Origin of the sequence: Pseudomonas fluorescens, assembly GCF_012974785.1 — a bacterium.
Lineage (GTDB): Bacteria > Pseudomonadota > Gammaproteobacteria > Pseudomonadales > Pseudomonadaceae > Aquipseudomonas > Aquipseudomonas fluorescens_BT.
Genome location: NZ_CP027561.1, coordinates 4,787,252 through 4,810,299 on the forward strand (window position 1 = coordinate 4,787,252; position 23,048 = coordinate 4,810,299).

A 23,048-nucleotide genomic window follows, 5' to 3' on the forward strand; every position below is an offset into this window, starting at 1 on the left:
CCTTGGCGTCGAACAGCGGGTTGTAAGAAGCTTCGAGGTAAACGGTTTGCCCGGACTTGTTCTTGCGCTCGAAGCGGTGCGAGTGATATTCGCCGCGATTGAGCGAAGCCCAGAACGCTTTGTACTGCGCGGATTCGGCCTCGACCCGGTGACAGAACAGACTGTGGTGATGGCCGACGATTTCGTTGAGCGAGTACTGCATGGTCTTGAGAAAGTTGTCGTTGGCGGTGATTACATTGCCTTGCGGGGTGAACTCGATCACCGCCATCGAACGGCCGATGGCGGCCAGCATGCTTTCTTCTTCCTTTTCCTTGTTCACGCGCGCGGTGATGTCCGCCGCCACTTTGATCACACTTCGGACTTGTTTGTCCGGGCCATACACCGGCATGTAACTGGCTTCCAGCCAGATCTCCCGACCGCTTTTGTTCAAACGCAGGAAAGTGCCGCTGATGGGTTCGCCACGGGCCAGGTCACGCCACAACTTGGCGTATTCCTCGCTGCGGTAAAACGCCTCTTCACAAAAGATCCGGTGATGTTTGCCACGCACTTCTTCGGCGCTGTAACCCATGGTCTTGCAGAAGTTCTCATTGGCATCCAGCACGATGCCCTCGGGGGTGAATTCGATCATTGCCATCGAACGGCTGATCGCCGCCAACTTCGCGTTGGTTTCGGTCAGGGCACAGCTGAAGCGCTCGATTTCCTGCAGGTCAGCCTTGTGATGTAGGTTGAACATGTCTCTATCACCTTCCGCGCGTTCTTTTGATTTGATGAAAGTTCGGGTCTTTCAGAATCCACCACTACGTTCCAGAGAACAGGCACACGCCTTCCTCCACAGGAGGAAGTTGTCAGGTGATAAACGATGATTAATCAAAGAGTCCATGTAGCGACGCTTTAATCAAGACATCCTTCTCTTGATAGCCCGCAGGCGGGCCATTCCTAACGTGTAGAAGAACTTCCATTTAAAAAATTTTCCTTGTCGGTTCAGTGTCCGGTGCCTTGGATTGCGCACTCTGGCAGCTTTGTTCGTGGCTAACCTAATGCCGTCGAGGCGCTTTGGATGACGGTCGACATAGTTAGTTAGGTTTGAGCATAGACAGCGTAAAGCCTTGCGCAAGGCCACTAGTCGGCCAGCACCACGGGGAATAAGGACAAAAAGCGGACAAGAAACGGTTCAGCGGCGGGGGTGTTGGTTGCCATTGCGACCGACTCGCAATGGCAACTTTTGAAACGACACAATTATCGCAAAAGTACTACAGACTCCCGCTGACTTTATTCGCCACATCACCCGGCACCCAAGGCTTCCACACTTGCGGTTGATCACGCAGGAACGCTTCGGCGACCTGGCGTGGCTGCTGACGCTTCTCGCTCATCCCGGCCAGGGTCTGGTTCAGCAGATCGATCGGCAAGTCGACCTTTTCAAAGAATGTCACCAGTTCCGGGTACTGTGCCTTGAACGGCGCCGACACGCCAATTGCCAGGCTCGCCGGCATCGAGCGGGTGCCTTTCGGATGGGGGTTGTTGGCATCGGCCAGGGTTTTCCAGGCGTCGGCGTCGAACGGCGGCTCTTCGAGCTTCACCAGTTTGAAGCGACCGAGCAGCGGCGTCGGCGACCAGTAGTAGAACAGCACCGGTTTGCCGCGCTTGATCGACGACGCCACCTCGGCATCCAGCGCCGCGCCGGAACCGGTGCGGAAGTTGACGTAACTGTCGTTCAGCGCATAGGCCTTGAGCTTCTGGCTGTTGACGATTTCCGAGGTCCAGCCGGTCGGGCTATTGAGGAAACGCCCACGGCTCGGGTCTTCCGGATCCTTGAACACATCCTTGTAGCGCGGCAGGTCGGCCACCGATTTCAGCTCCGGCGCCAGCGGTTTGATCCCGCGCTCGGGGTCGCCCTTGATCACGTATTCCGGCACCCACCAGCCTTCGGTAGCGCCCTTCACCGTGTCGCCAAGGCCGAACACCTTGCCCTCGGCAGCAGCCTTGACCCACGCCGGACTGCGCCCGGCCCACTCCTCGCCGATCACTTGGATGTCGTTTTTCGCCAGCGCCGCTTCCAGACTGACGGTGCTGCCCGGCAGCGTGTCGGTCGAATAGCCATAACCTTTTTCAACGATCAGGCGCAGTACTTCGGTGATGAAGCTGCCGCTTTCCCAGGTGATGTCACCGAAGTGAATCGGCGCGGCTTTTTCCACTGCCACGGCGTGCCCGGCAGTCAGGGTCAGGGCCAGCAGCGAACTGCCGAGCAGGGTTTTGATCGATCTCATGCGGACCTCTTGTTCTGGGAGGAAATCAGGGTTTGGTTGGCGCTGTGGCGGTTGCACAGGGCCTGGGAACGGGTCATGTACAGGCTCACCGAACGCTGGGAGATGCCCAGTTCGGCAGCAATTTGCGGGTAGGTCAGGCCGTCGATGCGGGCCAGCAGAAAGGTCGAGCGCACCTTGCCCGGGAGGCGTTGGAGTGTCCGGTCCAGATGTTTGAGGCTCTGTGACAGGTCGGCGAGTTGTTCGGGAGATGGCGCGTGATCGAGATCCACTTGTTGCAGTTGATTCAGATGCCGACGCTCCAGGTCGCCCCGCCGCCAGCGCTCGTACAGCAGGCGTTGGGCAATGATGGTGAGCAAGGCGCGGGGTTCGCGGATGGCGGTCAGGCCCGGCGCTTCGAGCAGTTGCGCGAAGGTTTCGGCGGCGATGTCTTCGGCGGTGGCCGCATCATTCGATTGCCGACGCAGACGTGTGCACAACCACTGGTAATGGTCGCGAAACAAGGTGTTCACATGATTGCGATGGGATGAGTCGGCGCCGGACATGGGGGCTCCTTGGTCAAGGGTCGCTGAATGTCCGGTCGTCCGGTGGCGCGATCCTAGCAAGGTGCCTTATGCGTTAAAAATACTTAAAAAGAATTCTTATATTCCATTAGTGCATTACAAGAAGCCACTAACGCAAGCGGCCATAACCCAGTTCTTCGGCCTCGCGCTGATAATCCAGCAGAACGAGGTAATCGCTTTCGCTGGCGGGCAGGACATCGGGCAAACCGAGCATGCGGGCCACATCGGGCAAGTCTTGCAGGCTGCGGTTCATGGCCCGGCGCAGGTGTTCGATCTGCTCGTGCGTCGTACTGGCTGCGGTGATGAAGGGCAAGGTCGGGCTGAACGCACTGCGCGCCACCACCCGCAATCCGCCGACCTCTTCAGCGGCGTGCTGCGCCAGGTACGCGAAGGTCACACTGTCGATGGCCGCCAGATCGGCGCGGTCTTCGCGCAACCAGCGCAGGCTTTCCCGATGTCCGCCACTAAGACCCACCGAAGCGAAAAACCGCCCGTCCCGCTGCAACGGCGCCAGGCGCTGGCGCAACAGGTTCATGCCGCTGTTGGAGTCTTCGCTGTTGATCACCCCGCGACTGTCGAAGAACGCCGCCAGACTGCGGCGCGGATCATCGGCGCGGCTGAGGATCAGGCTGCAATGATGACCCGCGCTGGCGTCCGGCAACTCGTAGCGCGGACGGCCGACAATCCTGACCTGGCCACGCAACGCGGTCATCAACGGGTAACCGCAGGTCTGGGTCAACAGCAACTCGGGCGAGCGCCAGAGTTCGAGCAAGGACAAGCCCTCGGCATCGAGCCGCGAACCGCCGAGGTGTTCGAGAAGCCGCGCCAGCCACTGCTCGTTCGCCGCGCGGATCGGCTCGGGGGCGATGTACATCAACAGCTCTGCGTAACCTGACGTCATGGTGGTCTCAAATGAATGGATGCTGCGGACTGTCGATCGGCTTGATGCCGTGCCGGCGCCACAATTGCCCATAACCCTGTACCAGAAATCCGCCGCTGCGTTCGACCCATTGCTCCCGGCGCATGCGATAGGCCTTGGGCAAGTCGTACCACGCCAGCTTCGGCAAATCGTGGTGCACCAGATGGAAATTAAGGTTCAGGAACAGCCAGCGCCATGGCCATCCGGCTTCATTGAGCACTGTGCGCTGCTGCGGTTGTGCGTGGGGCCGATGCTCATAGTAGGAGCGGACCATCGCAATCGACAGCGCCGGGATGCTGATCAGCAGCAGGTAATGCCAGACCGGCAACACGCTGTAGCGGGCAATGAACACCAGCATCAGCACGGTCAAGGCACCGTGGGTCAGCCACATCAACCAGGCCTGCCGTTCGCCGCTTTTGAGGCGTTGCAGTTCTTCACCGGCCAGCGTCAGCAAGGCCAACGGTGCGCCGAGGACGAATCGACCAAGCACAGTCTTGTTCAGCCAGTGCAGGCTGCGTTCGAACAGCGAACTGCCCTGCCAGCGCTGGGCGCTCAGGTAACGGCTTTCGGGATCGACACCGGGGATCGTCAGGTCTTCGTCGCGATGGTGCTGCAAATGGCTGTCGCGATAGAGCGTGTAGGGATACCACACGGCGAATGGCGCGTAGCCGAGGACTTTGTTCACCCAGGTCCAGCGCGTCGGATGGCCATGGAGTAATTCGTGCTGCACCGACAGCCACAGCACCAGCAACGGAATCAGCAGCAGCGTGCTCCACCAGAGACCGAGCCATTCGCTGCCGAGCATCACGCAGAACCAACCGGCATACACGCCAATCAGCAGCAGCCAGGTCGGCCAGTCGGTACGAGCGGTGAAGCGTTGGCGCAGGGCTTCGATCTGTTGGCGATGGGCGTCGTCGAAATAATGGGGCATGGCGTGGCTCGGAACGAAGGTCTGTTCGTTCTGTGCAACACCATCGGGAAATCTTGCAGATTATTTTTGCGGGCTGCTTTCAAGGACAAGACGGGAGCCCGGATCCGGGCTCCCGAAAGGCGTGATCAATGGCCAAAAATGTCGACTTTTTTCGCTCTTTTCTCGTGGCGTTTCTCAATCGCGGTCTTGGCCGGTTTCTTCTTCGCGGCTTTCTTCGAATCCATACCTTTGGACATGATGCGTACTCCACTCAGAGGGGATGTGAGATCAGGTATACACCTATCCCGGCGAGGACGTTGTTTTATAATCCGCGACTTTTGCACCGGCAGTCCGATTCATGACCGACACCCGTTACAGCCAGCTCGACGACCTGTCCTGGCCCTTGATGAACAAGTTCTACCGCCAGCATCAATCGTCGATGAAAGCGGTGCGCGAAGCGCAATTGTGGGTGGCGCGGCAGGAGGAAATCGTGGCGGCGCTGTGCCTGCGGCCGGTGTTCGGCGGGCATTGGCTGACCGGGTTGTTCGTTGATCCGGCCTGCCGCGAACAGGGCATCGCTGCGCAATTGATCGCGGCGGCGGTGAAAGATGTGGAGGCGCCGGTGTGGCTGTTCTGCCATCCGGACCTGCGTGGATTCTACGAGCGGCGCGGCTTCACCTTCGACCCCGCCCTGCCGCAGGCCATGGCCGAACGTTTGAGCCGCTATGCGCGGAGCAAGCCGATGATTGCCATGGAACTGGCGCCGCGCACTGGCTGATCAATCGTCAGCGTCGGGATCGAGATCCGGGAACATCACTTCGGTAAAACCGAACTTGCTGAAATCGGTGATGCGCGACGGGTACAGCCGTCCGATCAGGTGATCGCACTCATGCTGCACCACCCGCGCATGGAATCCCGAGGCCACGCGCACGATCGGCTCGCCCTTGGGATCGAAACCCTCGTAGCGGATCTGTTGATAACGATCCACCGCGCCACGCAGGCCGGGCACTGACAGACAGCCTTCAAAGCCCTCTTCCATCAGCGGGCTCAACGGCGTGATCAGCGGATTGATCAGGATCGTCTGCGGCACGGCTTCGGCGTCCGGGTAACGCTCGCTGTGCTCGAAGCCGAAGATCACCAGTTGCAGGTCGACGCCGATCTGCGGTGCGGCCAGGCCAACACCACCGACGCTTTCCATGGTCTGGAACATGTCGTCGATCAGTTGCCACAATTGCGGGCTGTCGAACATCTCGGCCGGCACCGGCGGGGCAATGCGCAGCAGGCGCTCGTCGCCCATCTTCAGGATTTCACGGATCATGATCAGGCTTCGTCTGTGTTCGGCTTGAGCGAGTGATCGCGCCCGAGACCGGAAACGTGTTGTTTGGGATGTTCATCGAGTTCGCCGGGGACTTTCTCGCCCGAATCCTTGCCCTCGCTGGACATGTGTTCGATCACCGCATTCATCTCCGCGCCGAGCAACAACACGGCAGAGGAAATATAGAAATACAGCAACAGCACGATGATCGCACCGATGCTGCCATACATGGCGTTGTAGTTGGCGAAGGTCTTGACGTAGAACGCGAAACCCAGGGAGGCGATGATCCACACCACCACCGCCAGCACCGAGCCCGGGGTGATGAAGCGGAACTCCTGTTTGACGTCGGGCATCACGTAGTAGATCAAGGCGACGGCCACCATCATCAGGATCACGATCACCGGCCAGCGGGCGATGGTCCACACCGTGACGATGAAATCTTCCAGCCCGACCTGACCGGCAATCCAGCCCATAACCTGAGGCCCCAGCACCATCAGCGCCGCGGCGGCCAGCAGCATGCCGGCGATGCCGACGGTGTAGAAAATCGACAGCGGGAAGCGCTTCCAGATCGGCCGGCCTTCGACCACGTCGTAGGCCGCATTCATCGCGCTCATCATCAGGCGCACACCGGCGGACGCGGTGTACAGGGCGATGACGATACCCACGGAAAGCAGGCCGCCCTTGGACTGTTGCAACTGATCGATCACCGGGTTGACCTGCTCCAGCGCCTGGGGCGGCAACACCAACTCCGATTGCAGACGCAGCCAGGAAAAGAAGTCCGGCAGGTGCAGGAAACCGATCAGGGCAATCAGGAACAGAATGAACGGGAACAGCGAGAACAGCATCTGGTAGGCCAGTGCCGAGGCATAGGTCGACATCTCGTCGTCCATGAACTCGGTGACGGTACGCACGATGACCCGGTGCAGGGGCAGGCCTTTCATGTCGGGGAAAATCATTCGCGTCTCCTTTCGCCGCAAAACAGGTTGAAGTCGTGGCGACTGGGGCCGTTTTCTCTCATCAAAGTAGCCTACTTGGCGACTCTGAAACACTGTGATCCGTGACTGCATGTGAACGACACACAAAAACGGCCATCCTTGGATGGCCGCTTCGGTGTTTCGTTCAAGGCTGGATCAAGCCTTGTCGACGCCTTTCTTGATCGCGTCCTTGGCTTTGCCCACTGCTTGCTGGGCCTCGCCTTTCTTCTCTTGCAATTTGCCTTCGGCTTGCAGCCTGGTGTTGTCGGTAGCTTTACCGACGCCTTGCTTGACGTTGCCGACGGCTTCGTTGGCCATGCCTTTTACTTTATCGCCTGTGCTACTCATGGTGTTTCTCCTTGGTGCATTGAAGGGGAAAAGTCAGTACGTAACGATTGACTGGCCCCGTTTGCGCCAAGTTTCATTTATTTTCAGAACTTCATTTCGTCGCGGCGTGCAGGTTGGGCTTTATGTTTGCGAGCGTAGCCCCGAGAATGCCCACCATAAGGGCGCCAGGCGCCACAGAACCGATCCCGCAGGAATGTTATGAAACTCGATAAAAAGCAGGCCATCGCCCGTCGCAACCAGGAGCTGGGCGGTGCCGTGCTCGGCACCAACAACTGCCACTTCGCCGAACTGAACCGCAACCGTAACATCTGGTGGTTCGATCTGCCGGTGTCGCGCCTGGCCATCGGTCAGTACGAGTGGATTCACCTGTTGATGCACACCCCGGCCACCGACGAACTGCTGCACCTGAAAGTGCCGACCGTGTTTCTGCGCGAAAAGCTCGAAGGCCTGGTGATCCGCAACGAAGGCAAGCGCAAGGCGGCCCTGAGCCTGGAACTGAGTGCCGACAAGGATTCTTACCTGCAGGACATGCGCCCGGCGGGCACCAACGTGAACTTCGCGCCGTTCCGCCAGTAGCAGAAAAAGCTTCGCGAGCAAGCCCGCTCCCACATTCAACCGCGTTCCTCCAATTGGAATACAGGCGAATGTGGGAGCGGGCTTGCTCGCGAAAGCGACCTCACAGTCACTACAAATCTACAACCTGCACCAACAAAAAGCCCCGCATCTGCGGGGCTTTTTGTTTTATGCGGCGCTCTTCGCCTTGATCTTCTTCAGCTCTTCGTCGCGCAGTTCGCGACGCAGGATCTTGCCGACGTTGGTGGTCGGCAGCGCATCGCGGAACTCCACCGAACGTGGCACCTTGTAGCCAGTGACGTTGGCGCGCATGTGCTCCATCACCGTTTCCTTGGTCAGCGTGACGCCTGGCTTGGCGACGATGAAGATCTTGATCGCCTCGCCCGACTTCTCGTCCGGAATACCGATGGCCGCACACTGCAACACGCCCGGCAGGGTCGCCAGCACGTCTTCCAGTTCGTTCGGGTACACGTTGAAACCGGAGACCAGGATCATGTCTTTCTTGCGATCGACGATGCGCATGTAGCCGTCCGGCTGGATCAGCGCGATGTCACCGGTCTTCAGCCAGCCTTCGCTGTCGAGCATCTCGTCGGTGGCTTCCTGACGCTGCCAGTAGCCCTTCATCACTTGCGGGCCCTTGACGCACAGCTCGCCGATTTCGCCCAGCGGCTGCTCGACGCCGGCGTCATTGATGACTTTGCACAGGGTCGACGGCACCGGAATGCCGATGGTGCCGATCTGGATGTTCTGGATCGGGTTGACCGTGGCCACCGGGCTGGTTTCGGTCATGCCGTAACCTTCGCAGATCGGGCAACCGGTGACCGCTTTCCAGCGCTCGGCGGCGGCCAGTTGCAGAGCCATGCCGCCGGACAGGGTGACTTTCAACGCCGAGAAGTCCAGCTTGCGGAAACCTTCGTTGTTGCACAGGGCCACGAACAGCGTGTTGAGGCCGACGAAACCGCTGAACTTCCACTTCGACAGTTCCTTGACCATCGCCGGCAGGTCGCGCGGGTTGCTGATCAGGATGTTGTGGTTGCCGATCAGCATCATCGCCATGCAATGAAAGGTGAACGCATAGATGTGGTACAGCGGCAGCGGGGTGATCAGGATCTCGCAACCTTCATTGAGGTTGGAGCCCATCAGCGCCTTGCACTGCAGCATGTTGGCAACGAGGTTGCGATGGGTGAGCATCGCGCCCTTGGCCACACCGGTGGTGCCGCCAGTGTATTGCAGCACCGCGACATCGCCGCTGTCCGGATTGGCTTCCGCTACAGGCTGGCCCTGGCCCTTGCTCAGCACGTCGTTGAACTTGACGGCTTTGGGCAGGTGGTAGGCCGGAACCATTTTCTTCACGTACTTGATGACGCTGTTGATCAGCAGGCGCTTGAGCGGCGGCAGCAGGTCGGCGACTTCAGTGACGATAACGTGTTTGACCCCGGTTTTCGGCACCACGGCTTCGGCCAGGTGAGCCATGTTCGCCAGGCACACCAACGCCTTGGCGCCGGAATCGTTGAACTGGTGTTCCATTTCCCGCGCGGTGTACAGCGGGTTGGTGTTGACCACGATCAGGCCGGCGCGGATGGCACCGAAAACGGCGACCGGGTACTGCAACACATTGGGCAGTTGCACGGCGATTCGATCACCGGGCTGCAAGTCGGTATGCTGTTGCAGATAAGCGGCAAACGCACCGGACAATTCGTACAGTTCACCGTAGGTGATGGTCTTGCCCAGGTTGCTGAACGCCGGTTTGTCGGCGAAGCGTTGGCAGGATTGCTTCAACACTGCCTGAATATTCGGGTACTCGTCTGGATTGATGTCGGCAGCAATTCCAGCGGGGTACTTATCCTTCCAAAAGTCTTCGATCATGGAAGCCCACTCCTCAGCAACGCGAATTCAGCACCGCATTTGATGCGATTATTATTGGTGTTTGTTTATTGGTGAGTCTGGCTTTTTACAAGGCCGAGAAGTCACAAAGCGCGCCGAGAGTAGCAGCTTTGCCAAGGGTCGACTAGAGCCAAAAGCGGCCCCTACAGTCATTTTCATGACTCAAGAACCACTAGCAGTCATTTTAGAGCAAAAATCCTATAACGCTTTGAAAGTCCCGGTTTTCGGGGCTGGAAACGCGAGCGGGCTCGCTCCCACAGGGTCATCAGTGAACCTCAGGGAGCGAGCCCGCTCCGGGCGGCGATCCGACGATTTCGCTTGGCGCGGTCTGTTTATGCGATATCGCGCAACTCCCGCCGCAGAATTTTCCCGACAGGCGTCATCGGCAACGACTCACGCAGCACGATGTGTTTCGGCACCTTGTACGCGGTGAAATTCTCTTTGCAGTAGGCCTTCAGTTCTTCCAGGCTGACCCCGGTTTCCCGCGCCACCACAAACAACTTCACCGCCTCGCCGGAGCGCTCGTCCGGGACGCCGATCACCGCGCAGTTGGCGACTTTGGGGTGGGCCATCACCACGTCTTCGATCTCGTTCGGGTACACGTTGAAACCCGAGACGATGATCATGTCTTTCTTGCGGTCGACGATGCGCACGAATCCGTCCGGGTCGATCACCGCAATGTCGCCGGACTTGAACCAGCCCTCGGCATCCAGCACTTCGGCGGTGGCCTCGGGTTTGTTCCAGTAGCCCTTCATGATCTGCGGGCCCTTGATGCACAGTTCGCCGCGCTCGCCCAGAGGCTGTTCAGCGCCGTCGTCGTTGATGACTTTCAACAAGGTACCGGGTACCGGCAGGCCGACCGTGCCGATTCGCGACAGCTCACCATACGGGTTGGTGCAGGCCACCGGCGAGGTTTCGGTCAGGCCGTAGCCTTCGGTGATGCGGCAACCGGTGAGCTGCTCCCAGCGCTCGGCGGTGGCCTTGACCAGCGCGGTGCCGCCGGAGTTGGTGAGCTTGAGGGTGGAGAAATCCAGGGTCTTGAAGTCCGGATGGTCCATCAGGGCGACGAACAGGGTGTTGAGCCCCAGCAACGCCGAGAACTTCCAGTTCTTCAGCTCCTTGATGAAGCCGCCGATGTCACGCGGGTTGGTGATCAATACGTTGTGGTTGCCGGACACCATCATGCACATGCAATTCGCGGTGAAGGCATAGATGTGGTAAAGCGGCAGCGGCGCGATCATCACCTCCTGCCCTTCGCGCAACAGCGGCTGGCCGTCGCTGCCGAACTGACCGAGGCAGGCGCGCACCTGTTGCATGTTCGCCACCAGGTTGCCATGGGTCAGCATCGCGCCCTTGGCCAGGCCGGTAGTGCCGCCGGTGTATTGCAGCACGGCGATGTCGTCCAGGCCGACCTTCAGCGACTTGATGCCCAGGCCCCGGCCCATGCGCAACGCGCGCTTGAAGGAAATCGCCTGGGGCAGCGAATACGCCGGGACCATTTTCTTCACTTTGCTGACCACGGTGTTGACCAGCCAGCCCTTGGCGGTGGGCATCAGGTCGCCCATCTTCGCTTCGATGAGATATTGAATGTCGGTGTCCGGCAGCACTTCCTGGACCTTCTGGCCGAACATGTTCAGGTACACCAGCGCCCGGGCACCGGAGTCCTTGAACTGGTGACGCATCTCCCGCGCGGTGTACAGCGGGTTGGTATTGACCACGATCAGCCCGGCACGCAGCGCACCGAACACGGCAATCGGATAATGCAGGACGTTGGGCATCTGCACCGCGATGCGATCCCCCGGCGCCAGATCGGTGTGGGCTTGCAGATAACCGGCGAACGCAGCGCTCTGGCGCTCGAGTTCGGCGTAGGTCAGTGTCACACCCATGTTGCTGAACGCTGGGCGGTCAGCAAATTTCTTGCAGGAACGCTCGAACACCTCGATCACCGACTTGAATTCATTCGCGTCGATATCCAGGGGTACGCCCGCCGGGCGTTTGTCATTCCAGAAATCAGGTTGCATTGTTCTTGTCCTCTTTACCTGAGCCGATCCGGGGCCGCTTCGCTGTCATTTCTTTCCATCCGTGAAAAAGCCGAGAGCAAAAAGCGGGGCTTCACGGACACTAGCAGCTATGGTCAATCAGGCAAATATGAGCGACGTCCTCATTGATCGTGTGAATCTTCCTGCCGTGGCGTGAGCTGATCGGACGCGCTATACAATGCAATCTCTGCAAGCCCCTGCAGCAAAAGCATGCCGCAAAGGAATCGCCATGATCCACGACACTTTCTGGCTGGACGCGAATGACCGCAGCCGCCTCTTCGTCAACCAGTGGCTGCCCAACGCACCGCTCAAAGCGGTGATTCTGCTGGCCCACGGCATGGCCGAGCACAGCGCTCGGTATGCGCGACTGGCAGACTCGTTCTGCGCCGAAGGCTACGGTGTGTACGCGCCCGATCAGCGCGGCCATGGCAAAACAGCCGATCATGGGACGCTCGGACATTTCGCCGACGACGATGGCTGGTGCAAGGTGGTCGGTGATCTGGCGAGCCTCAACCAACACATCGGCCAGCGCCATCCCGGCGTGCCGATCGTGCTGCTCGGGCACAGCATGGGCAGCTATATTGCCCAGGCTTATCTGCTGCATCACAGTGCCAGCCTTCACGGCGCGATTCTCAGCGGCTCGAATTTTCAGCCGGTTGCGCTGTACCGCGCGGCACGGCAGATCGCCCGGTTCGAAAAACTGCGTCAGGGCGCCAAGGGACGCAGCGCGCTGATCGAATGGCTGTCGTTCGGCTCGTTCAACAATAAATTCAAACCGGCGCGCACCCGGTTCGACTGGCTGAGTCGCGACCCGGTCGAAGTCGACAAATATGCCACCGATCCGCTGTGCGGCTTTCGCTGCACCAATCAGTTGTGGATCGACCTGCTCGGCGGGTTGCAGCAAATCAGCAAAGCGTCCAATCTCGCCCAGATCGACCCGGGCCTGCCGTTGCTGGTGATTGGCGGCGAATGTGATCCGGTGAGCGAAGGCAAGCGTCTGACTGATCTGGCCAATGTCTTGCGCTCGGCCGGCAGTCAGAACCTGCAACTGAAGATCTACCCGCAGGCCCGGCACGAATTGTTCAACGAGAGCAACCGCGACGAAGTGACCGCCGATGTGCTGGCCTGGATCGACCAGGCGCTGAGCCATCCCCGTCCGCACCGTAGCGAATAATTTATTTGTGGATTCATTTAGTCAGTCACAGGAATCGATACCGATGACCCAGGTTACCAACATCCCTTACGAAGCCCTCGAAGTGGGCCAGACCGCGAGCTACAGCAAGACTGTCGAGGAACGCGACATTCAGCTGTTTGCCGCGATGTCCGGCGATCACAACCCGGTGCACCTGGACGCCGAGTTCGCCGCCGCCAGCATGTTCAAGGAGCGTATCGCCCACGGCATGTTCAGCGGTGCGCTGATCAGTGCGGCAGTGGCGTGCGAGCTGCCTGGGCCGGGCACCATTTATATCGGCCAGCAGATGAGCTTCCAGAAGCCGGTGAAGATCGGCGACACCCTGACCGTGCGCCTGGAAATCCTCGAGAAACTGCCGAAATTCCGCGTGCGTATTGCTACTCGCGTGTTCAACCAGCGCGATGAGCTGGTAGTGGATGGCGAAGCCGAGATCCTGGCACCGCGCAAACAGCAGACCGTTACGCTGCCAACCTTGCCAGCCATCAGCATCGGCTGATCTTTTCTGCAAAAAAACTCTGCAAAAAAACAAAGTGGGAGCGAGCCTGCTCGCGATAGGGCCAGATCAGTCAACATCACTGTTGAATGTCAGTCCGTCATCGCGAGCAGGCTCGCTCCCACAGTTTTTTTCAGTGAGGCTTACGAGCGTGCGCGAGCCTGGTTACGCAGGGCTTTCACCTGATCGTGATTGCGTTGCACGCCGTGGTACTGACGCTCGACCAGATCACGAATGCCGACCAGATTGTGCTTGTTGATCTTTTCGATCGCTTCACGATAGGCCTTCAGGGCGTGGTCTTCACCGCGCTCGGCTTCGTTGAGCACCGCTTCTTCGTCCTTGCCGGTGAACATTGCTTTGACGTCGACCCAACGACGGTGCAGATCACCGCTGACGCTGGTGGAGGTTTCCGGATCGCCGCCCATTGAACGCACGGTCGCCTGCAATTCGGCGGCAGCGGTAGCGCAGTCGGCGGAGCGTTTCGCAAACAGGGCTTTCAGTTCAGGGTGCTTGATATCTTCGGCACAGGTCTTGAACCCTTCCTGACCGTCCTTGCTGGTTTCGATCAGGTCGTTGAGGACAGAGATGGCTTCTTTATTCATGTCAGTCATTTTTCAATTCCTTGCGTGGGTGAAAGATGCAAGGAGTGTTGCAGTGGTCGTGCCAGCTTTCGCTTAAGAATTTAATTGTTTAATTTCAAAAACTTACAAACAAAACAAAAAACTGTATGCCTGTTATTTGCATGATCTGTCATTTGGCCTGCATGCAGAATGCCTGTATTTTCCAGACTGTTTCGAATCAAGACGATCCCTTTGATGAATCCTGAAAAACTCGAGTTGCTGATCACCCGCGAAATGCCCTTTGGCAAGTACAAGGGCCGGATCATCGCCGACCTGCCCGGCCCGTACCTGAACTGGTTCGCCCGGGAAGGATTTCCCCATGGCGAACTGGGCGGCCTGCTGGCGTTGATGCAGGAAATCGATCACAACGGCCTGTCGGAGCTGCTTGAACCGTTGCGCGCAAAACACGGCAAACCTGCCCCGCGCCACTGAGGCGTCACCCTGATCCGAGTCGAGTCAACCATGCCCGATAACACCCGCCGCGCCCGAGACGAAGCCTTCTGGCAAACCTTCGCCGACCGTTACGACCGCCACCCCGGCCCCATGAACCTGGAAAACGGCTACTTCGGACGCATGTCGCGCACGGTGGTCGAGGAGTACCAGCGCAACGTCGAGCTGATCAACAACAGCAATTCGGTGTACGTGCGCCAGCGTTTCGAACAGCATGACAGCCTCGACATCCGCGCACAGCTGGCCGAGATGATCGGCGTGCGTGCACAAAGCATCGCCTTCACCCACAACGCCACGGCCAGCCTGCAATCGCTGATCCGCAACTACAAACGGCTCGAGCCTGGCGATCAAGTGCTGATCTGCGACCTGGAATACGACACGGTCAAGAGCGCCATGCGCTGGCTGGCACGCCATCGCGGGGTCGAAGTGATCGAGATCGAGCACACTCACCCGGCCAGTTTCGAAAGCCTGCTGGCCACTTACCGCGAAGCCTTCATGCGTCACCCGAAGCTCAAGCTGATGGCGCTGACCCACGTCACCCACCGCACCGGGCTGGTGATGCCGGTACAGGCCATCGCCGCGCTGGCCAGGGAGCATGACGTCGACATCATCCTTGATGGCGCCCATGCCCTCGGCCAGATCGAGTTCGATCTGGAGGCGCTGGGCATCGCCTTCGCCGGGTACAACCTGCACAAATGGATCGGCTCGCCACTGACTCTGGGCTTTCTCTACATTGCCCCGCAGCGTCTGGCCGACATCGACCCGGACATGGGCGAGATGCATTTCCCGCTCAACGACATTCGCTCGCGCACGCCCTACAGCACACCGAACATTCCCGCGCTGATGACCCTGCCGCTGGTATTCGAGGAGCATCGTGCGCTCGGTGGCGCCGCGGCCAAGGGCGCACGGGTGAACTACCTGCGCAACCTGTGGGTCACCGCCGTGCGCAACCTGCCGGGCATCGAGGTCACCACGCCGGACGATCCGCGTCTGTATTGCGGCATCACCTCGATGCGTTTTACCCGACACGACGACCAGCAGGCGATGGCCGAACGCCTGCTCAACGACTACAACCTGTTCACCGTGGTGCGCAATGGCGCGGCCTGCGGGCCGTGCATCCGCATCACGCCGTCGTTGACCACGACGGCGGCGGAGATTCAGTCACTGATTCTGGCGTTGAATGAACTGCGTTAAACCGTGTACTTGTCGAAGTCCTCGGGCTTGATCTGCGACGACACCGCAAAGGTGTCGATGCCGATCGTGAGGTGACCGAAGTAACCGTCCTCGTGAGAGTCGCGGCCAATCGGCCAGACTGTCAGCGTCGAGGCTTCCCCGCCCATCCGGGTGTAGTAGTGATCCTGGCAGTTGTTCAGCGGTGCGGACACCCGCCCGCGATAGGCCCTGGTATTGAGCACCGAGCGTGTCACGACTTCGGGAAAGTACAGCTGCCCGACCCAGGCTACGTTGCGCTCATCCAGGTATTCGCTGCCGGCAACGATGCGCACCGCCACATGGATATGTAACGCACGCCCGGCATAAAACCCCGGATAGATCGTGGTGAAGCGCACCCTGCCCTTGTGATCGCTGAACTGGCCGCCACGCAGGTAGGTGTCATCGTCGGTTCGCGGGATCGAACCGATGTCCTCGACGTCGACTGCCAGATCCGGGTTGATCCGACTCCAGCCCGAGTAAGACCCGCGCGCATTGCAGTGCCAGATATCCACCAAGGCACCGCTGACCGGCTCGGCGGTCATGGCATCGACGATGGTCAGGCGCAGCAGCAACGGCAGGCCCTCGGCCCCTTCGCTGATGTTGCGACGCAACAGTCTGGGATTGCGAAAATAGGGCCCGGCGACTTGCTCGGGAGCCAGTTGATAAACCGCTGGAGCTGAAGGCTGGTTGTCCATGAGGCGTTCTCTCTTCCATAAGATGAACGCAGGTTAACGCCCCACGCGAAGCCAGGTGCGGTAACTATGTATCTCGACATAACGAAGGCGTTTCGGGCAAAAAAAAACGGTGCACCGACCAAGCGCACCGTTAAAGCCGTAGAACACACAACGAAGTGTAAGGTTGCAACTATTTGAAAAACATCAGTCCAGCAGCGCCAACGCCTCGGCGGTGCATTCCTGAATGCGGGCCCAGTCGCCGTTCTTGATCCACTCCGGATCGAGCATCCAGCTACCGCCCACGCACATCACGTTTTTCAGCGCCATGTAGCTCTTGATGTTGGCAGGACCCACGCCGCCGGTCGGGCAGAATTTCACTTCGCCGAACGGGCCGCCGAGGGCCTTGATGGCTGCCACGCCGCCGCTGACTTCAGCCGGGAACAGCTTGAAGCGGCGATAACCCAGGCCATAGCCTTCCATGATGCCGGAGGCATTGCTGATGCCCGGCAGCAGCGGGATCGGGCTTTCGACGCTGGCTTCCAGCAAATCACGGGTGATGCCCGGAGTGACGATGAATTGCGAACCGGCGGCTTCGGCCGCGGCCAGCATGTTGCGGTCGAGCACGGTGCCGGCACCGGTTACCAGTTCCGGGCGCTGTTCGCGCAGGATCTGGATCGCCTTGAGGCCGAACTGCGAACGCAGGGTCACTTCCAGCGCGGTCAGACCGCCGGCAGCCAGGGCGTCAGCCAGCGGCAGCACGTCCTGTTCACGGGCGATGGTGATCACCGGCAGGATCCGCGCCTTGGCGCAGAGGCTGTCGATCAGGGCAACTTTGTCCGCCATGGAAACGGTCGGGGATGGGGTTGTCATAGCGGCTGTTCCTTGGCTCATGGGCACCAGTAAATCTCTAACGTAGGTTGCAGAAACGCGCGAACCGGCATGGCGGCGACGTCGTTGGATGCCAGTGCGGCATTCAGGGTGGTCAGTTTCGACTGACCGGAAATCGACAGAATCTTGTGCTTGGCCGATGCCAGCAGCGCCCGGCTCATGGTCAGACGTTGACGCGGCACGCTCGGCGCCAGCATCGGCCAGCAACGACGGGTGCCATCGGCTTGCAGGGCTTCAGTCAGATTCGGGCTGTCCGGGAACAGCGACGCGGTATGGCCGTCATCGCCCATGCCCAACACCAGCACGTCGATGGGCGGCAACTCGGCGAGCAACCGATCGGCCTGCTCCGCTGCCTGCTCGACGTTGGCCGCCGCGCTGTAAAGGCTGAGGAATTGCGCCTTCGCTGCCGGGCCTTTGAGCAGATACTGCTTGAGCAGTCCGGCGTTGCTGTCGGCATGTTCGACCGGTACCCAACGCTCGTCGGCCAAGGTCACGACGACCTTCGACCAGTCCAGCTCCTGCTTGGCCAGGTGCTGGAAAAACGCCACCGGGCTGCGACCGCCGGACACCACCAGCACGGCGTTGCCGCGCGCAGCCAATGCCTCGCTCAACTGCTTGGCGACATTCAGCGCCAGGCCTTCGGCGAGCAATACCGGGCTCTTGAATTCACGGGCATTCACGCCCTGGGGCAGTTTCACATCAGATATCGCCATACCACGACCTCCCGTCCCGCGTGATCAGTGCAATGGAGCTCATCGGCCCCCACGACCCGGCCGCATACGGCTTGGGCGCGTCACCGGATTTTTTCCACCCGGCGATCAACTGGTCACACCATTTCCACGCGGCTTCGATTTCATCTTTACGGACAAACAGGTTCTGATTGCCGTTCATCACTTCCAGCAACAACCGCTCGTAGGCATCGGGGATTCGAGCGCTGCGCCAGGTGTCGGAAAAATTCAGTTGCAGTGGGCCGCTGCGCAGTTGCATGCCCTTGTCCAGGCCTTGATCCTTGGTCATCACACGCAGGGAAATGCCTTCGTCCGGTTGCAGGCGGATGATCAGTTTGTTGCTGATCTGCAGGCGCTGCTCGGGGGCGAAGATGTAGTGCGACGGTTCCTTGAAGTGGATGACGATCTGCGACAGCTTCTGCGGCATGCGCTTGCCGGTGCGCAGGTAGAACGGCACGCCGGCCCAACGCCAGTTGCGGATGTCGGCACGCAGGGCGACGAAGGTTTCGGTGTCGCTCTGGGCGTTGGAATTCGGCTCTTCGAGGTAGCCCGGCACGGACTTGCCTTCGCTGTGCCCGGCGATGTATTGGCCGCGCACCACTTGCGTGGTCAGACCTTCCGGACTGATCGGCGCCAGGGCCTTGAGCACCTTGACCTTCTCGTCGCGGATGCTGTCGGCGGACAGGTCGGCCGGCGGGTCCATGGCGATAAGGCAGAGCAGTTGCAGCAGGTGGTTCTGGATCATGTCCCGCAACTGACCGGCCTTGTCGAAGTAACCCCAGCGGCCTTCGATACCGACCTTCTCAGCCACGGTGATTTCCACGTGGGAGATGTAGTTCTGGTTCCACTGGGTTTCGAACAGGCTGTTGGCGAAACGCAGGGCGATCAGGTTCTGTACGGTCTCTTTGCCCAGGTAGTGGTCAATGCGATAGGTGCGGTTCTCCGGGAAGAACTGCGCCACAGCGTCGTTGACCTTGCGCGAGGACTCGAGGTCGGAGCCGATCGGTTTTTCCAGCACCACGCGGGTGTTTTCTGCCAGACCAACGTTCGCCAGGTTCTCGCAGATCGCGCCGTACACCGCCGCCGGGGTGGCGAAGTAGGCAATCATGCGTTGCTTTGTGCCCGCAAGATCAGCCAGCGCCACGTAGTCTTCAGCCTTGAGGAAGTCGACGTGCAGGTAGGTCAGGCGCGCCAGAAAGCGCTCGGCCACGGCCTCGTCCAGTTCCTTGCCCACGTAGCGACGCAGTTCGGCGGCAATGAATGCCATGTGCTGCTGGTCGGAGCCCTCTTCACGGGCCAGCGCGATAATACGCGTGTCCTCGTGCAGCAGGCCGGCGCCATCCAGGTGATAAAGGGCAGGAAACAGCTTGCGCAGGGCCAGATCGCCCAAGGCGCCGAACAAGGCGAAGGTGCACGGTTCAACCGTAATCGAAGGCATGATGTTTGTTCTTTTATCAAGTTAAGCTACAAATACCTTTTTTCAAGGCATCACTCAAGGGAAAATGTAGTAATAACCACAACATTTTCGCAAAATACAGATTCCGAGTGGTGGTCGGTCGGAGCCATCAGTAGGATAGGCCACCGTCACGGGCCACATCAAAGGCCCAATTTGCATAGCCGTGCGCTTATCGGCGCCGGTGAATCTAGGAAATCCATATGGACCGCGTGCGAAATTTACTGGAACAGATCCAGAGTCGCCTTGAAGAGCTGAACAAGGCCGAACGCAAAGTCGCCGAAGTGATCCTGCTCAACCCACAGCAGGCCACCCGCTTCAGCATCGCCGCCCTCGCCCAGGCAGCAAAGGTCAGTGAACCGACAGTCAACCGTTTCTGCCGCTCGTTCGGCGTCAGCGGCTACCCCGAACTCAAGTTGCAACTGGCACAGAGCCTGGCCAGCGGCGCGGCGTATGTCAGCCGTGCAGTAGAAGCCGACGACAATCCCGAGGCCTACACGCAGAAGATTTTCGGCAGTGCGATCGCGTCGTTGGACAGCGCCTGCCAGGCACTGGACCCGAACCTGATCAGCCGCGCCGTCGACCTGTTGATTCAGGCGCGGCAGATCCACTTCTTCGGCCTCGGCGCTTCGGCGCCGGTGGCGCTGGATGCGCAGCACAAGTTCTTCCGTTTCAACCTGGCGGTGACCGCGCATGCTGATGTGTTGATGCAGCGGATGATTGCTTCGGTGGCGCATACCGGTGAGTTGTTCGTGATCATTTCCTACACCGGGCGCACCCGCGAGCTGGTGGAAGTGGCGCGCATCGCCCGGGAGAACGGCGCTTCGGTACTGGGCCTGACCGCCGAGAACTCGCCCCTGGCCAAGGCCAGTACGCTGAGCCTGAACATTCCGCTTCCGGAAGACACTGACATTTACATGCCGATGACTTCGCGGATCATTCAACTGACTGTGCTGGATGTGTTGGCGACCGGAATGACCTTGCGTCGCGGGGTGGATTTCCAGCCCCATCTGCGCAAGATCAAAGAGAGCTTGAATGCGAGCCGGTATCCGGTGGGTGACGAGTTCAACTGATCCGAATCTTGGGCTGAATGTCCAGCCTCTTCGCGGGCAAGCCCGCTCCCACATTCGACTGTATTTCTCCAGATGGAATGCGGTCACCTGTGGGAGCGGGCTTGCTCGCGAAGGCGTCAGCCAACTCACCGCAAATCTAGGCTGCAGCCCACGCCTGCAAACTCAGATGCGCCTTCTCCCCCGGCGCCAGATGCAGGCTGTCCTTACCGCCCGCCGCCGCCTCAACACAGACAAATTCCGAGATCTCATCCCAAGTCACGCCCAGCAACGGCCGCGCCCCCGGATGCCAGACCACCGTGTCCGCACTTTCGCCGGTATCGATGCACAGCTCGCGCTGCCAGGCGTGATCCTTGAGCTGCAATTCGCCGTCGTGCTGGAACACGCGCTGACAGCCGCCATCGACCCGCAACTCGCCTTCCTGCTGGCAAACCTCACGATTCAACTGGTCGTAACCCTGCGCCCCTTCGAGCCCAGACAGCGCTATCTCACTGACGTCGCCAATACGCCAGTAAGCATGCAAAGCCTGGCTCAACTGGCACGGCATGTCGTCCTGATGCTCGGTACTCAGGCGCAATTCCATGCGTTCACCGAGGTGCGCGTGCAGATCCACCTGCCAGTCGCACAGCTGCAATTGCCAATGCAGGCGCACGCCGTCGTCGGCGGTGCTGCTGTCGAGCAGTTTCCAGTCCAGCAATCGCGCCCAGCCGTGGGACGGCCACGCGTTTTCGCTCGGATGGCGGCCATACCACGGCCAGCAAACCGGGACACCACCACGGATCGCCCCGACGTGCGGCCACTTCGCCGCGCACCATAACCACGGTTTTTGCCCGCGCGGTTGAAAGTGCAGCAACTGCGCACCCTGACGACTGAACACCGCCTGACACAGCGGATGGTCGATCACCAGCACATCGCGCATCTGATAGCGCTCCCAGGCGAACACCGGTCGTTCACGCAAGGACTTGAAGAAGCGTTGCAGCGGATGCTCATGCATGGGCCACGGTTCCAGATTCAACTTTCATGGGCTGCGACACCCCTTTCCAAAAAAAAGCGGACAGCCTGGGCTGTCCGCAAATATGCGCACATAGAGAGGAGCTTATCGCAGACGCGTCAGAACGTAGACTGAATTTTCAGGCCAGCGACCAAAGCGTTGTCCACCTGATCCACACCACCCGGGTGAGTGATGTATTGCAGGTTCGGACGCACGGTCAGCCAGTTGGTGACGTGGAAGCCGTAGTTGATCTCGTAGTTGTATTCGGTCTCGCGAATCGGCGAGAACACCGGATTGTCGTAGTCCGAAACACCGTTGGAGGCGTTCAGCAGCTCGGCGTTTTTCTTCACGTCGTCGTTGACATGGATACGCGCGGCACCGATACCGACGTCATCCTTCGGACGGGCGTCGAACGGGCCTTTGTAGACAAACATCACCGACTGGTAGTTGTCGATGAAGTTGGTGTCCTTGTCGTGGAACGTGGCGTTGGCCGCGATGTTCAGACCGCGGGAAGCATCACCGTTGTGGCTGGTGAGTTGCTGTTGCGCAACGAACCAGTAGCCGTGTTTGCTGCTGTGGGTGCGGTAGGCATTACCGGTGGTCGCAGCGTCGTTGCCGTTGATGTCCTCACGGACGTCTGCGGCATCAGCCGTGCTCTTGTAGTAACCGACGCGGTATTCGCCCGGCAGGCTGTTGACCTTCGGCGACCAGACCAGCTCGACTGGCAGCACAGTACCGGCGGTGCCGCTGCCGCTGAGCTTGAAGCCATTGCCGTGTTCCAGCTGCGACGGGTTCTGGTTGTACGCGCCGATCTGCGCGTAGAGCTCGTCGTTGATGTTGTACTTCACGCGGATCGCGGCCTGGCTGACGGGCCAGTTGTACCAGATGTTGGTCGCCCAGTTACCCACCTGCGAGCCGCAGAACGCCAGGTTCTGGAATTCGCACGGGAAGGTGTTGAAGTCTTCGCCTTCACCGAAGTAACCGGCCTTGACGTCGAGTTTGTTGTCGAAGAACTGGTGCTGAATCCACAGCTGGGTCAGACGCACCATGTGGCCACGACCGTAGACTTCCTGCGAGGAAGACAGGGTGCCGGCACGCGGGTCGCCAACGCGGTCGTTGGAAATGTTCTGACCGTTACGGTTGGTCAGCTGGATCTTGGCCTGAGTGTTGTCCCAGCCCCAGAGCTTTTGCAGGTCCAGTGCCACGCCCAGACCGAACTGGTCGCTGTAGCGGCCGGTCTTGTCGTCGTTGTAGCCGCCATGCAGGTTGGCGCCCATTTCCCCAACGTAGTCGGCCTTGATGTCGATGCCTTGCTCGATCAGCTTGGTCCGCTCCCCCCCCCAGTCGCCCGTCATCCACTTGGAATCGGAGCTGAATGCATCGGCGGCCATGGCATTGCCGGCCAGTACCAATGCGGCCGCAGCTGACATTTGGCAGATCAACCGGGCATTGACGTGTTTCTTTTTCATCCCTACATCCTCGTCTTTATTG

The 23,048-nt window shown here is 59.7% G+C and carries 23 protein-coding genes and 1 pseudogene; 7 read left to right on the plus strand and 17 right to left on the minus strand.

Annotated features, from left to right (window positions below; translation table 11 throughout):
- Positions 1-10 precede the first annotated feature (10 nt).
- From C6Y56_RS29645 to C6Y56_RS21740, 5 genes and pseudogenes are all read right to left on the minus strand, one after another.
- Positions 11-733 (minus strand): annotated as a pseudogene (locus tag C6Y56_RS29645) (PAS domain-containing protein); the annotation flags it as partial.
- 517 nt (positions 734-1,250) lie between these two features.
- Positions 1,251-2,264: an ABC transporter substrate-binding protein gene (locus tag C6Y56_RS21725; RefSeq protein ID WP_169431583.1), complete on the minus strand. Its 1,014-nt coding sequence runs from the start codon at positions 2,262-2,264 to the stop codon at positions 1,251-1,253.
- Positions 2,261-2,806 carry a sigma-70 family RNA polymerase sigma factor gene (locus C6Y56_RS21730; protein WP_169431584.1) on the minus strand — a complete coding sequence of 182 codons (546 nt, stop codon included), beginning with the start codon at positions 2,804-2,806 and terminating at the stop codon, positions 2,261-2,263. Before C6Y56_RS21730 ends, C6Y56_RS21725 begins: the two co-directional genes overlap by 4 nt.
- 127 nt (positions 2,807-2,933) lie before the next feature.
- Positions 2,934-3,725, minus strand: coding sequence for a phosphate/phosphite/phosphonate ABC transporter substrate-binding protein (locus C6Y56_RS21735; RefSeq protein WP_169431585.1), 792 nt, complete (start codon positions 3,723-3,725; stop codon positions 2,934-2,936).
- Positions 3,726-3,732: 7 nt separating this feature from the next.
- Positions 3,733-4,674: a fatty acid desaturase gene (locus tag C6Y56_RS21740; protein WP_169431586.1), complete on the minus strand. Its 942-nt coding sequence runs from the start codon at positions 4,672-4,674 to the stop codon at positions 3,733-3,735.
- A 337-nt stretch (positions 4,675-5,011) separates the two neighbouring features.
- On the opposite strand from C6Y56_RS21740, the gene C6Y56_RS21745 reads away from it, so the two are divergent.
- Complete coding sequence (locus C6Y56_RS21745; RefSeq protein WP_169431587.1) at positions 5,012-5,431, plus strand: GNAT family N-acetyltransferase; 420 nt, start codon at positions 5,012-5,014, stop codon at positions 5,429-5,431.
- Here C6Y56_RS21745 and def read toward each other — a convergent pair whose 3' ends face one another.
- The 3 genes from def to C6Y56_RS21760 all read right to left on the minus strand — a co-directional run bounded on the left by def (position 5,432) and on the right by C6Y56_RS21760 (position 7,290).
- On the minus strand, positions 5,432-5,971 hold the full coding sequence (def, locus tag C6Y56_RS21750) for a peptide deformylase (RefSeq protein ID WP_169431588.1): 540 nt from the start codon (positions 5,969-5,971) through the stop codon (positions 5,432-5,434).
- A gap of 2 nt (positions 5,972-5,973) precedes the next feature.
- Positions 5,974-6,924 carry a YihY/virulence factor BrkB family protein gene (locus C6Y56_RS21755; RefSeq protein WP_169431589.1) on the minus strand — a complete coding sequence of 317 codons (951 nt, stop codon included), beginning with the start codon at positions 6,922-6,924 and terminating at the stop codon, positions 5,974-5,976.
- A gap of 174 nt (positions 6,925-7,098) precedes the next feature.
- Entirely contained in the window at positions 7,099-7,290 is a 192-nt protein-coding gene (locus C6Y56_RS21760; RefSeq protein WP_065259333.1) for a CsbD family protein, read from the minus strand.
- Between the two features lie 198 nt (positions 7,291-7,488).
- On the opposite strand from C6Y56_RS21760, the gene C6Y56_RS21765 reads away from it, so the two are divergent.
- Complete coding sequence (locus tag C6Y56_RS21765; protein WP_007951149.1) at positions 7,489-7,866, plus strand: hypothetical protein; 378 nt, start codon at positions 7,489-7,491, stop codon at positions 7,864-7,866.
- A 165-nt stretch (positions 7,867-8,031) separates the two neighbouring features.
- On the opposite strand, the gene fadD1 is transcribed toward C6Y56_RS21765, so the two are convergent.
- On the minus strand, positions 8,032-9,729 hold the full coding sequence (fadD1, locus tag C6Y56_RS21770) for a long-chain-fatty-acid--CoA ligase FadD1 (protein ID WP_169431590.1): 1,698 nt from the start codon (positions 9,727-9,729) through the stop codon (positions 8,032-8,034).
- 350 nt (positions 9,730-10,079) lie between these two features.
- A complete protein-coding gene (gene fadD2 / locus C6Y56_RS21775; protein WP_169431591.1) occupies positions 10,080-11,768 on the minus strand; it encodes a long-chain-fatty-acid--CoA ligase FadD2 in 1,689 nt (562 codons plus the stop codon).
- Between the two features lie 247 nt (positions 11,769-12,015).
- Between fadD2 and C6Y56_RS21780 the strand changes: the two genes are divergently transcribed.
- Positions 12,016-12,960: an alpha/beta hydrolase gene (locus C6Y56_RS21780; protein ID WP_169431592.1), complete on the plus strand. Its 945-nt coding sequence runs from the start codon at positions 12,016-12,018 to the stop codon at positions 12,958-12,960.
- Positions 12,961-13,003: 43 nt separating this feature from the next.
- Positions 13,004-13,474, plus strand: coding sequence for a MaoC family dehydratase (locus C6Y56_RS21785; RefSeq protein ID WP_003227420.1), 471 nt, complete (start codon positions 13,004-13,006; stop codon positions 13,472-13,474).
- 140 nt (positions 13,475-13,614) lie between these two features.
- Here C6Y56_RS21785 and C6Y56_RS21790 read toward each other — a convergent pair whose 3' ends face one another.
- Positions 13,615-14,082 (minus strand): ferritin-like domain-containing protein, encoded by a 468-nt coding sequence (locus C6Y56_RS21790; RefSeq protein ID WP_025112834.1) that lies wholly within the window; start codon positions 14,080-14,082, stop codon positions 13,615-13,617.
- Positions 14,083-14,286: 204 nt separating this feature from the next.
- Between C6Y56_RS21790 and C6Y56_RS21795 the strand changes: the two genes are divergently transcribed.
- Together C6Y56_RS21795 and C6Y56_RS21800 are read left to right on the plus strand one after the other, a co-directional pair.
- On the plus strand, positions 14,287-14,523 hold the full coding sequence (locus tag C6Y56_RS21795) for a DUF3820 family protein (RefSeq protein WP_003213031.1): 237 nt from the start codon (positions 14,287-14,289) through the stop codon (positions 14,521-14,523).
- A 30-nt stretch (positions 14,524-14,553) separates the two neighbouring features.
- The gene (locus C6Y56_RS21800; protein WP_169431593.1) at positions 14,554-15,735 is read left to right on the plus strand and encodes an aminotransferase class V-fold PLP-dependent enzyme; all 1,182 of its coding nucleotides are present in this window, start codon (positions 14,554-14,556) and stop codon (positions 15,733-15,735) included.
- On the opposite strand, the gene C6Y56_RS21805 is transcribed toward C6Y56_RS21800, so the two are convergent.
- The 4 genes from C6Y56_RS21805 to zwf form a co-directional block, all read right to left on the minus strand.
- On the minus strand, positions 15,732-16,448 hold the full coding sequence (locus C6Y56_RS21805; RefSeq protein WP_169431594.1) for an intradiol ring-cleavage dioxygenase: 717 nt from the start codon (positions 16,446-16,448) through the stop codon (positions 15,732-15,734). The genes C6Y56_RS21800 and C6Y56_RS21805 overlap by 4 nt on opposite strands.
- A 183-nt stretch (positions 16,449-16,631) precedes the next feature.
- Positions 16,632-17,297, minus strand: a complete 666-nt coding sequence (locus tag C6Y56_RS21810; protein WP_011335602.1) for a bifunctional 4-hydroxy-2-oxoglutarate aldolase/2-dehydro-3-deoxy-phosphogluconate aldolase — start codon at positions 17,295-17,297, stop codon at positions 16,632-16,634.
- Between the two features lie 17 nt (positions 17,298-17,314).
- Positions 17,315-18,028 (minus strand): 6-phosphogluconolactonase, encoded by a 714-nt coding sequence (gene pgl / locus C6Y56_RS21815; RefSeq protein WP_169431595.1) that lies wholly within the window; start codon positions 18,026-18,028, stop codon positions 17,315-17,317.
- Positions 18,015-19,481 carry a glucose-6-phosphate dehydrogenase gene (gene zwf / locus C6Y56_RS21820; RefSeq protein ID WP_169431596.1) on the minus strand — a complete coding sequence of 489 codons (1,467 nt, stop codon included), beginning with the start codon at positions 19,479-19,481 and terminating at the stop codon, positions 18,015-18,017. The genes pgl and zwf overlap by 14 nt, the downstream gene beginning before the upstream one ends.
- Before the next feature lie 227 nt (positions 19,482-19,708).
- Here zwf and C6Y56_RS21825 point away from each other — a divergent pair, with 227 nt between their 5' ends.
- Positions 19,709-20,569: a MurR/RpiR family transcriptional regulator gene (locus tag C6Y56_RS21825; RefSeq protein ID WP_169432688.1), complete on the plus strand. Its 861-nt coding sequence runs from the start codon at positions 19,709-19,711 to the stop codon at positions 20,567-20,569.
- Between the two features lie 136 nt (positions 20,570-20,705).
- On the opposite strand, the gene C6Y56_RS21830 is transcribed toward C6Y56_RS21825, so the two are convergent.
- Together C6Y56_RS21830 and C6Y56_RS21835 are read right to left on the minus strand one after the other, a co-directional pair.
- On the minus strand, positions 20,706-21,560 hold the full coding sequence (locus C6Y56_RS21830; protein WP_169431597.1) for a D-hexose-6-phosphate mutarotase: 855 nt from the start codon (positions 21,558-21,560) through the stop codon (positions 20,706-20,708).
- A gap of 116 nt (positions 21,561-21,676) precedes the next feature.
- Positions 21,677-23,026 (minus strand): carbohydrate porin, encoded by a 1,350-nt coding sequence (locus C6Y56_RS21835; RefSeq protein WP_169431598.1) that lies wholly within the window; start codon positions 23,024-23,026, stop codon positions 21,677-21,679.
- Between the last annotated feature and the right edge of the window lie 22 nt (positions 23,027-23,048).

Bases quoted from the DNA above. Each gene is read 5' to 3' on its own strand.
- C6Y56_RS21745 (WP_169431587.1), top strand. From the start codon at position 5,012: ATGACCGACACCCGTTACAGCCAGCTCGACGACCTGTCCTGGCCCTTG.
- def (WP_169431588.1), bottom strand. From the start codon at position 5,971: ATGATCCGTGAAATCCTGAAGATGGGCGACGAGCGCCTGCTGCGCATT.
- C6Y56_RS21790 (WP_025112834.1), bottom strand. From the start codon at position 14,082: ATGACTGACATGAATAAAGAAGCCATCTCTGTCCTCAACGACCTGATC.
- C6Y56_RS21740 (WP_169431586.1), bottom strand. From the start codon at position 4,674: ATGCCCCATTATTTCGACGACGCCCATCGCCAACAGATCGAAGCCCTG.
- C6Y56_RS21735 (WP_169431585.1), bottom strand. From the start codon at position 3,725: ATGACGTCAGGTTACGCAGAGCTGTTGATGTACATCGCCCCCGAGCCG.
- zwf (WP_169431596.1), bottom strand. From the start codon at position 19,481: ATGCCTTCGATTACGGTTGAACCGTGCACCTTCGCCTTGTTCGGCGCC.
- C6Y56_RS21835 (WP_169431598.1), bottom strand. From the start codon at position 23,026: ATGAAAAAGAAACACGTCAATGCCCGGTTGATCTGCCAAATGTCAGCT.
- C6Y56_RS21765 (WP_007951149.1), top strand. From the start codon at position 7,489: ATGAAACTCGATAAAAAGCAGGCCATCGCCCGTCGCAACCAGGAGCTG.
- C6Y56_RS21755 (WP_169431589.1), bottom strand. From the start codon at position 6,924: ATGATTTTCCCCGACATGAAAGGCCTGCCCCTGCACCGGGTCATCGTG.
- C6Y56_RS21805 (WP_169431594.1), bottom strand. From the start codon at position 16,448: ATGGACAACCAGCCTTCAGCTCCAGCGGTTTATCAACTGGCTCCCGAG.
- fadD1 (WP_169431590.1), bottom strand. From the start codon at position 9,729: ATGATCGAAGACTTTTGGAAGGATAAGTACCCCGCTGGAATTGCTGCC.
- fadD2 (WP_169431591.1), bottom strand. From the start codon at position 11,768: ATGCAACCTGATTTCTGGAATGACAAACGCCCGGCGGGCGTACCCCTG.
- C6Y56_RS21810 (WP_011335602.1), bottom strand. From the start codon at position 17,297: ATGACAACCCCATCCCCGACCGTTTCCATGGCGGACAAAGTTGCCCTG.
- pgl (WP_169431595.1), bottom strand. From the start codon at position 18,028: ATGGCGATATCTGATGTGAAACTGCCCCAGGGCGTGAATGCCCGTGAA.
- C6Y56_RS21730 (WP_169431584.1), bottom strand. From the start codon at position 2,806: ATGTCCGGCGCCGACTCATCCCATCGCAATCATGTGAACACCTTGTTT.
- C6Y56_RS21780 (WP_169431592.1), top strand. From the start codon at position 12,016: ATGATCCACGACACTTTCTGGCTGGACGCGAATGACCGCAGCCGCCTC.
- C6Y56_RS21830 (WP_169431597.1), bottom strand. From the start codon at position 21,560: ATGCATGAGCATCCGCTGCAACGCTTCTTCAAGTCCTTGCGTGAACGA.
- C6Y56_RS21760 (WP_065259333.1), bottom strand. From the start codon at position 7,290: ATGAGTAGCACAGGCGATAAAGTAAAAGGCATGGCCAACGAAGCCGTC.
- C6Y56_RS21795 (WP_003213031.1), top strand. From the start codon at position 14,287: ATGAATCCTGAAAAACTCGAGTTGCTGATCACCCGCGAAATGCCCTTT.
- C6Y56_RS21800 (WP_169431593.1), top strand. From the start codon at position 14,554: ATGCCCGATAACACCCGCCGCGCCCGAGACGAAGCCTTCTGGCAAACC.
- C6Y56_RS21785 (WP_003227420.1), top strand. From the start codon at position 13,004: ATGACCCAGGTTACCAACATCCCTTACGAAGCCCTCGAAGTGGGCCAG.
- C6Y56_RS21725 (WP_169431583.1), bottom strand. From the start codon at position 2,264: ATGAGATCGATCAAAACCCTGCTCGGCAGTTCGCTGCTGGCCCTGACC.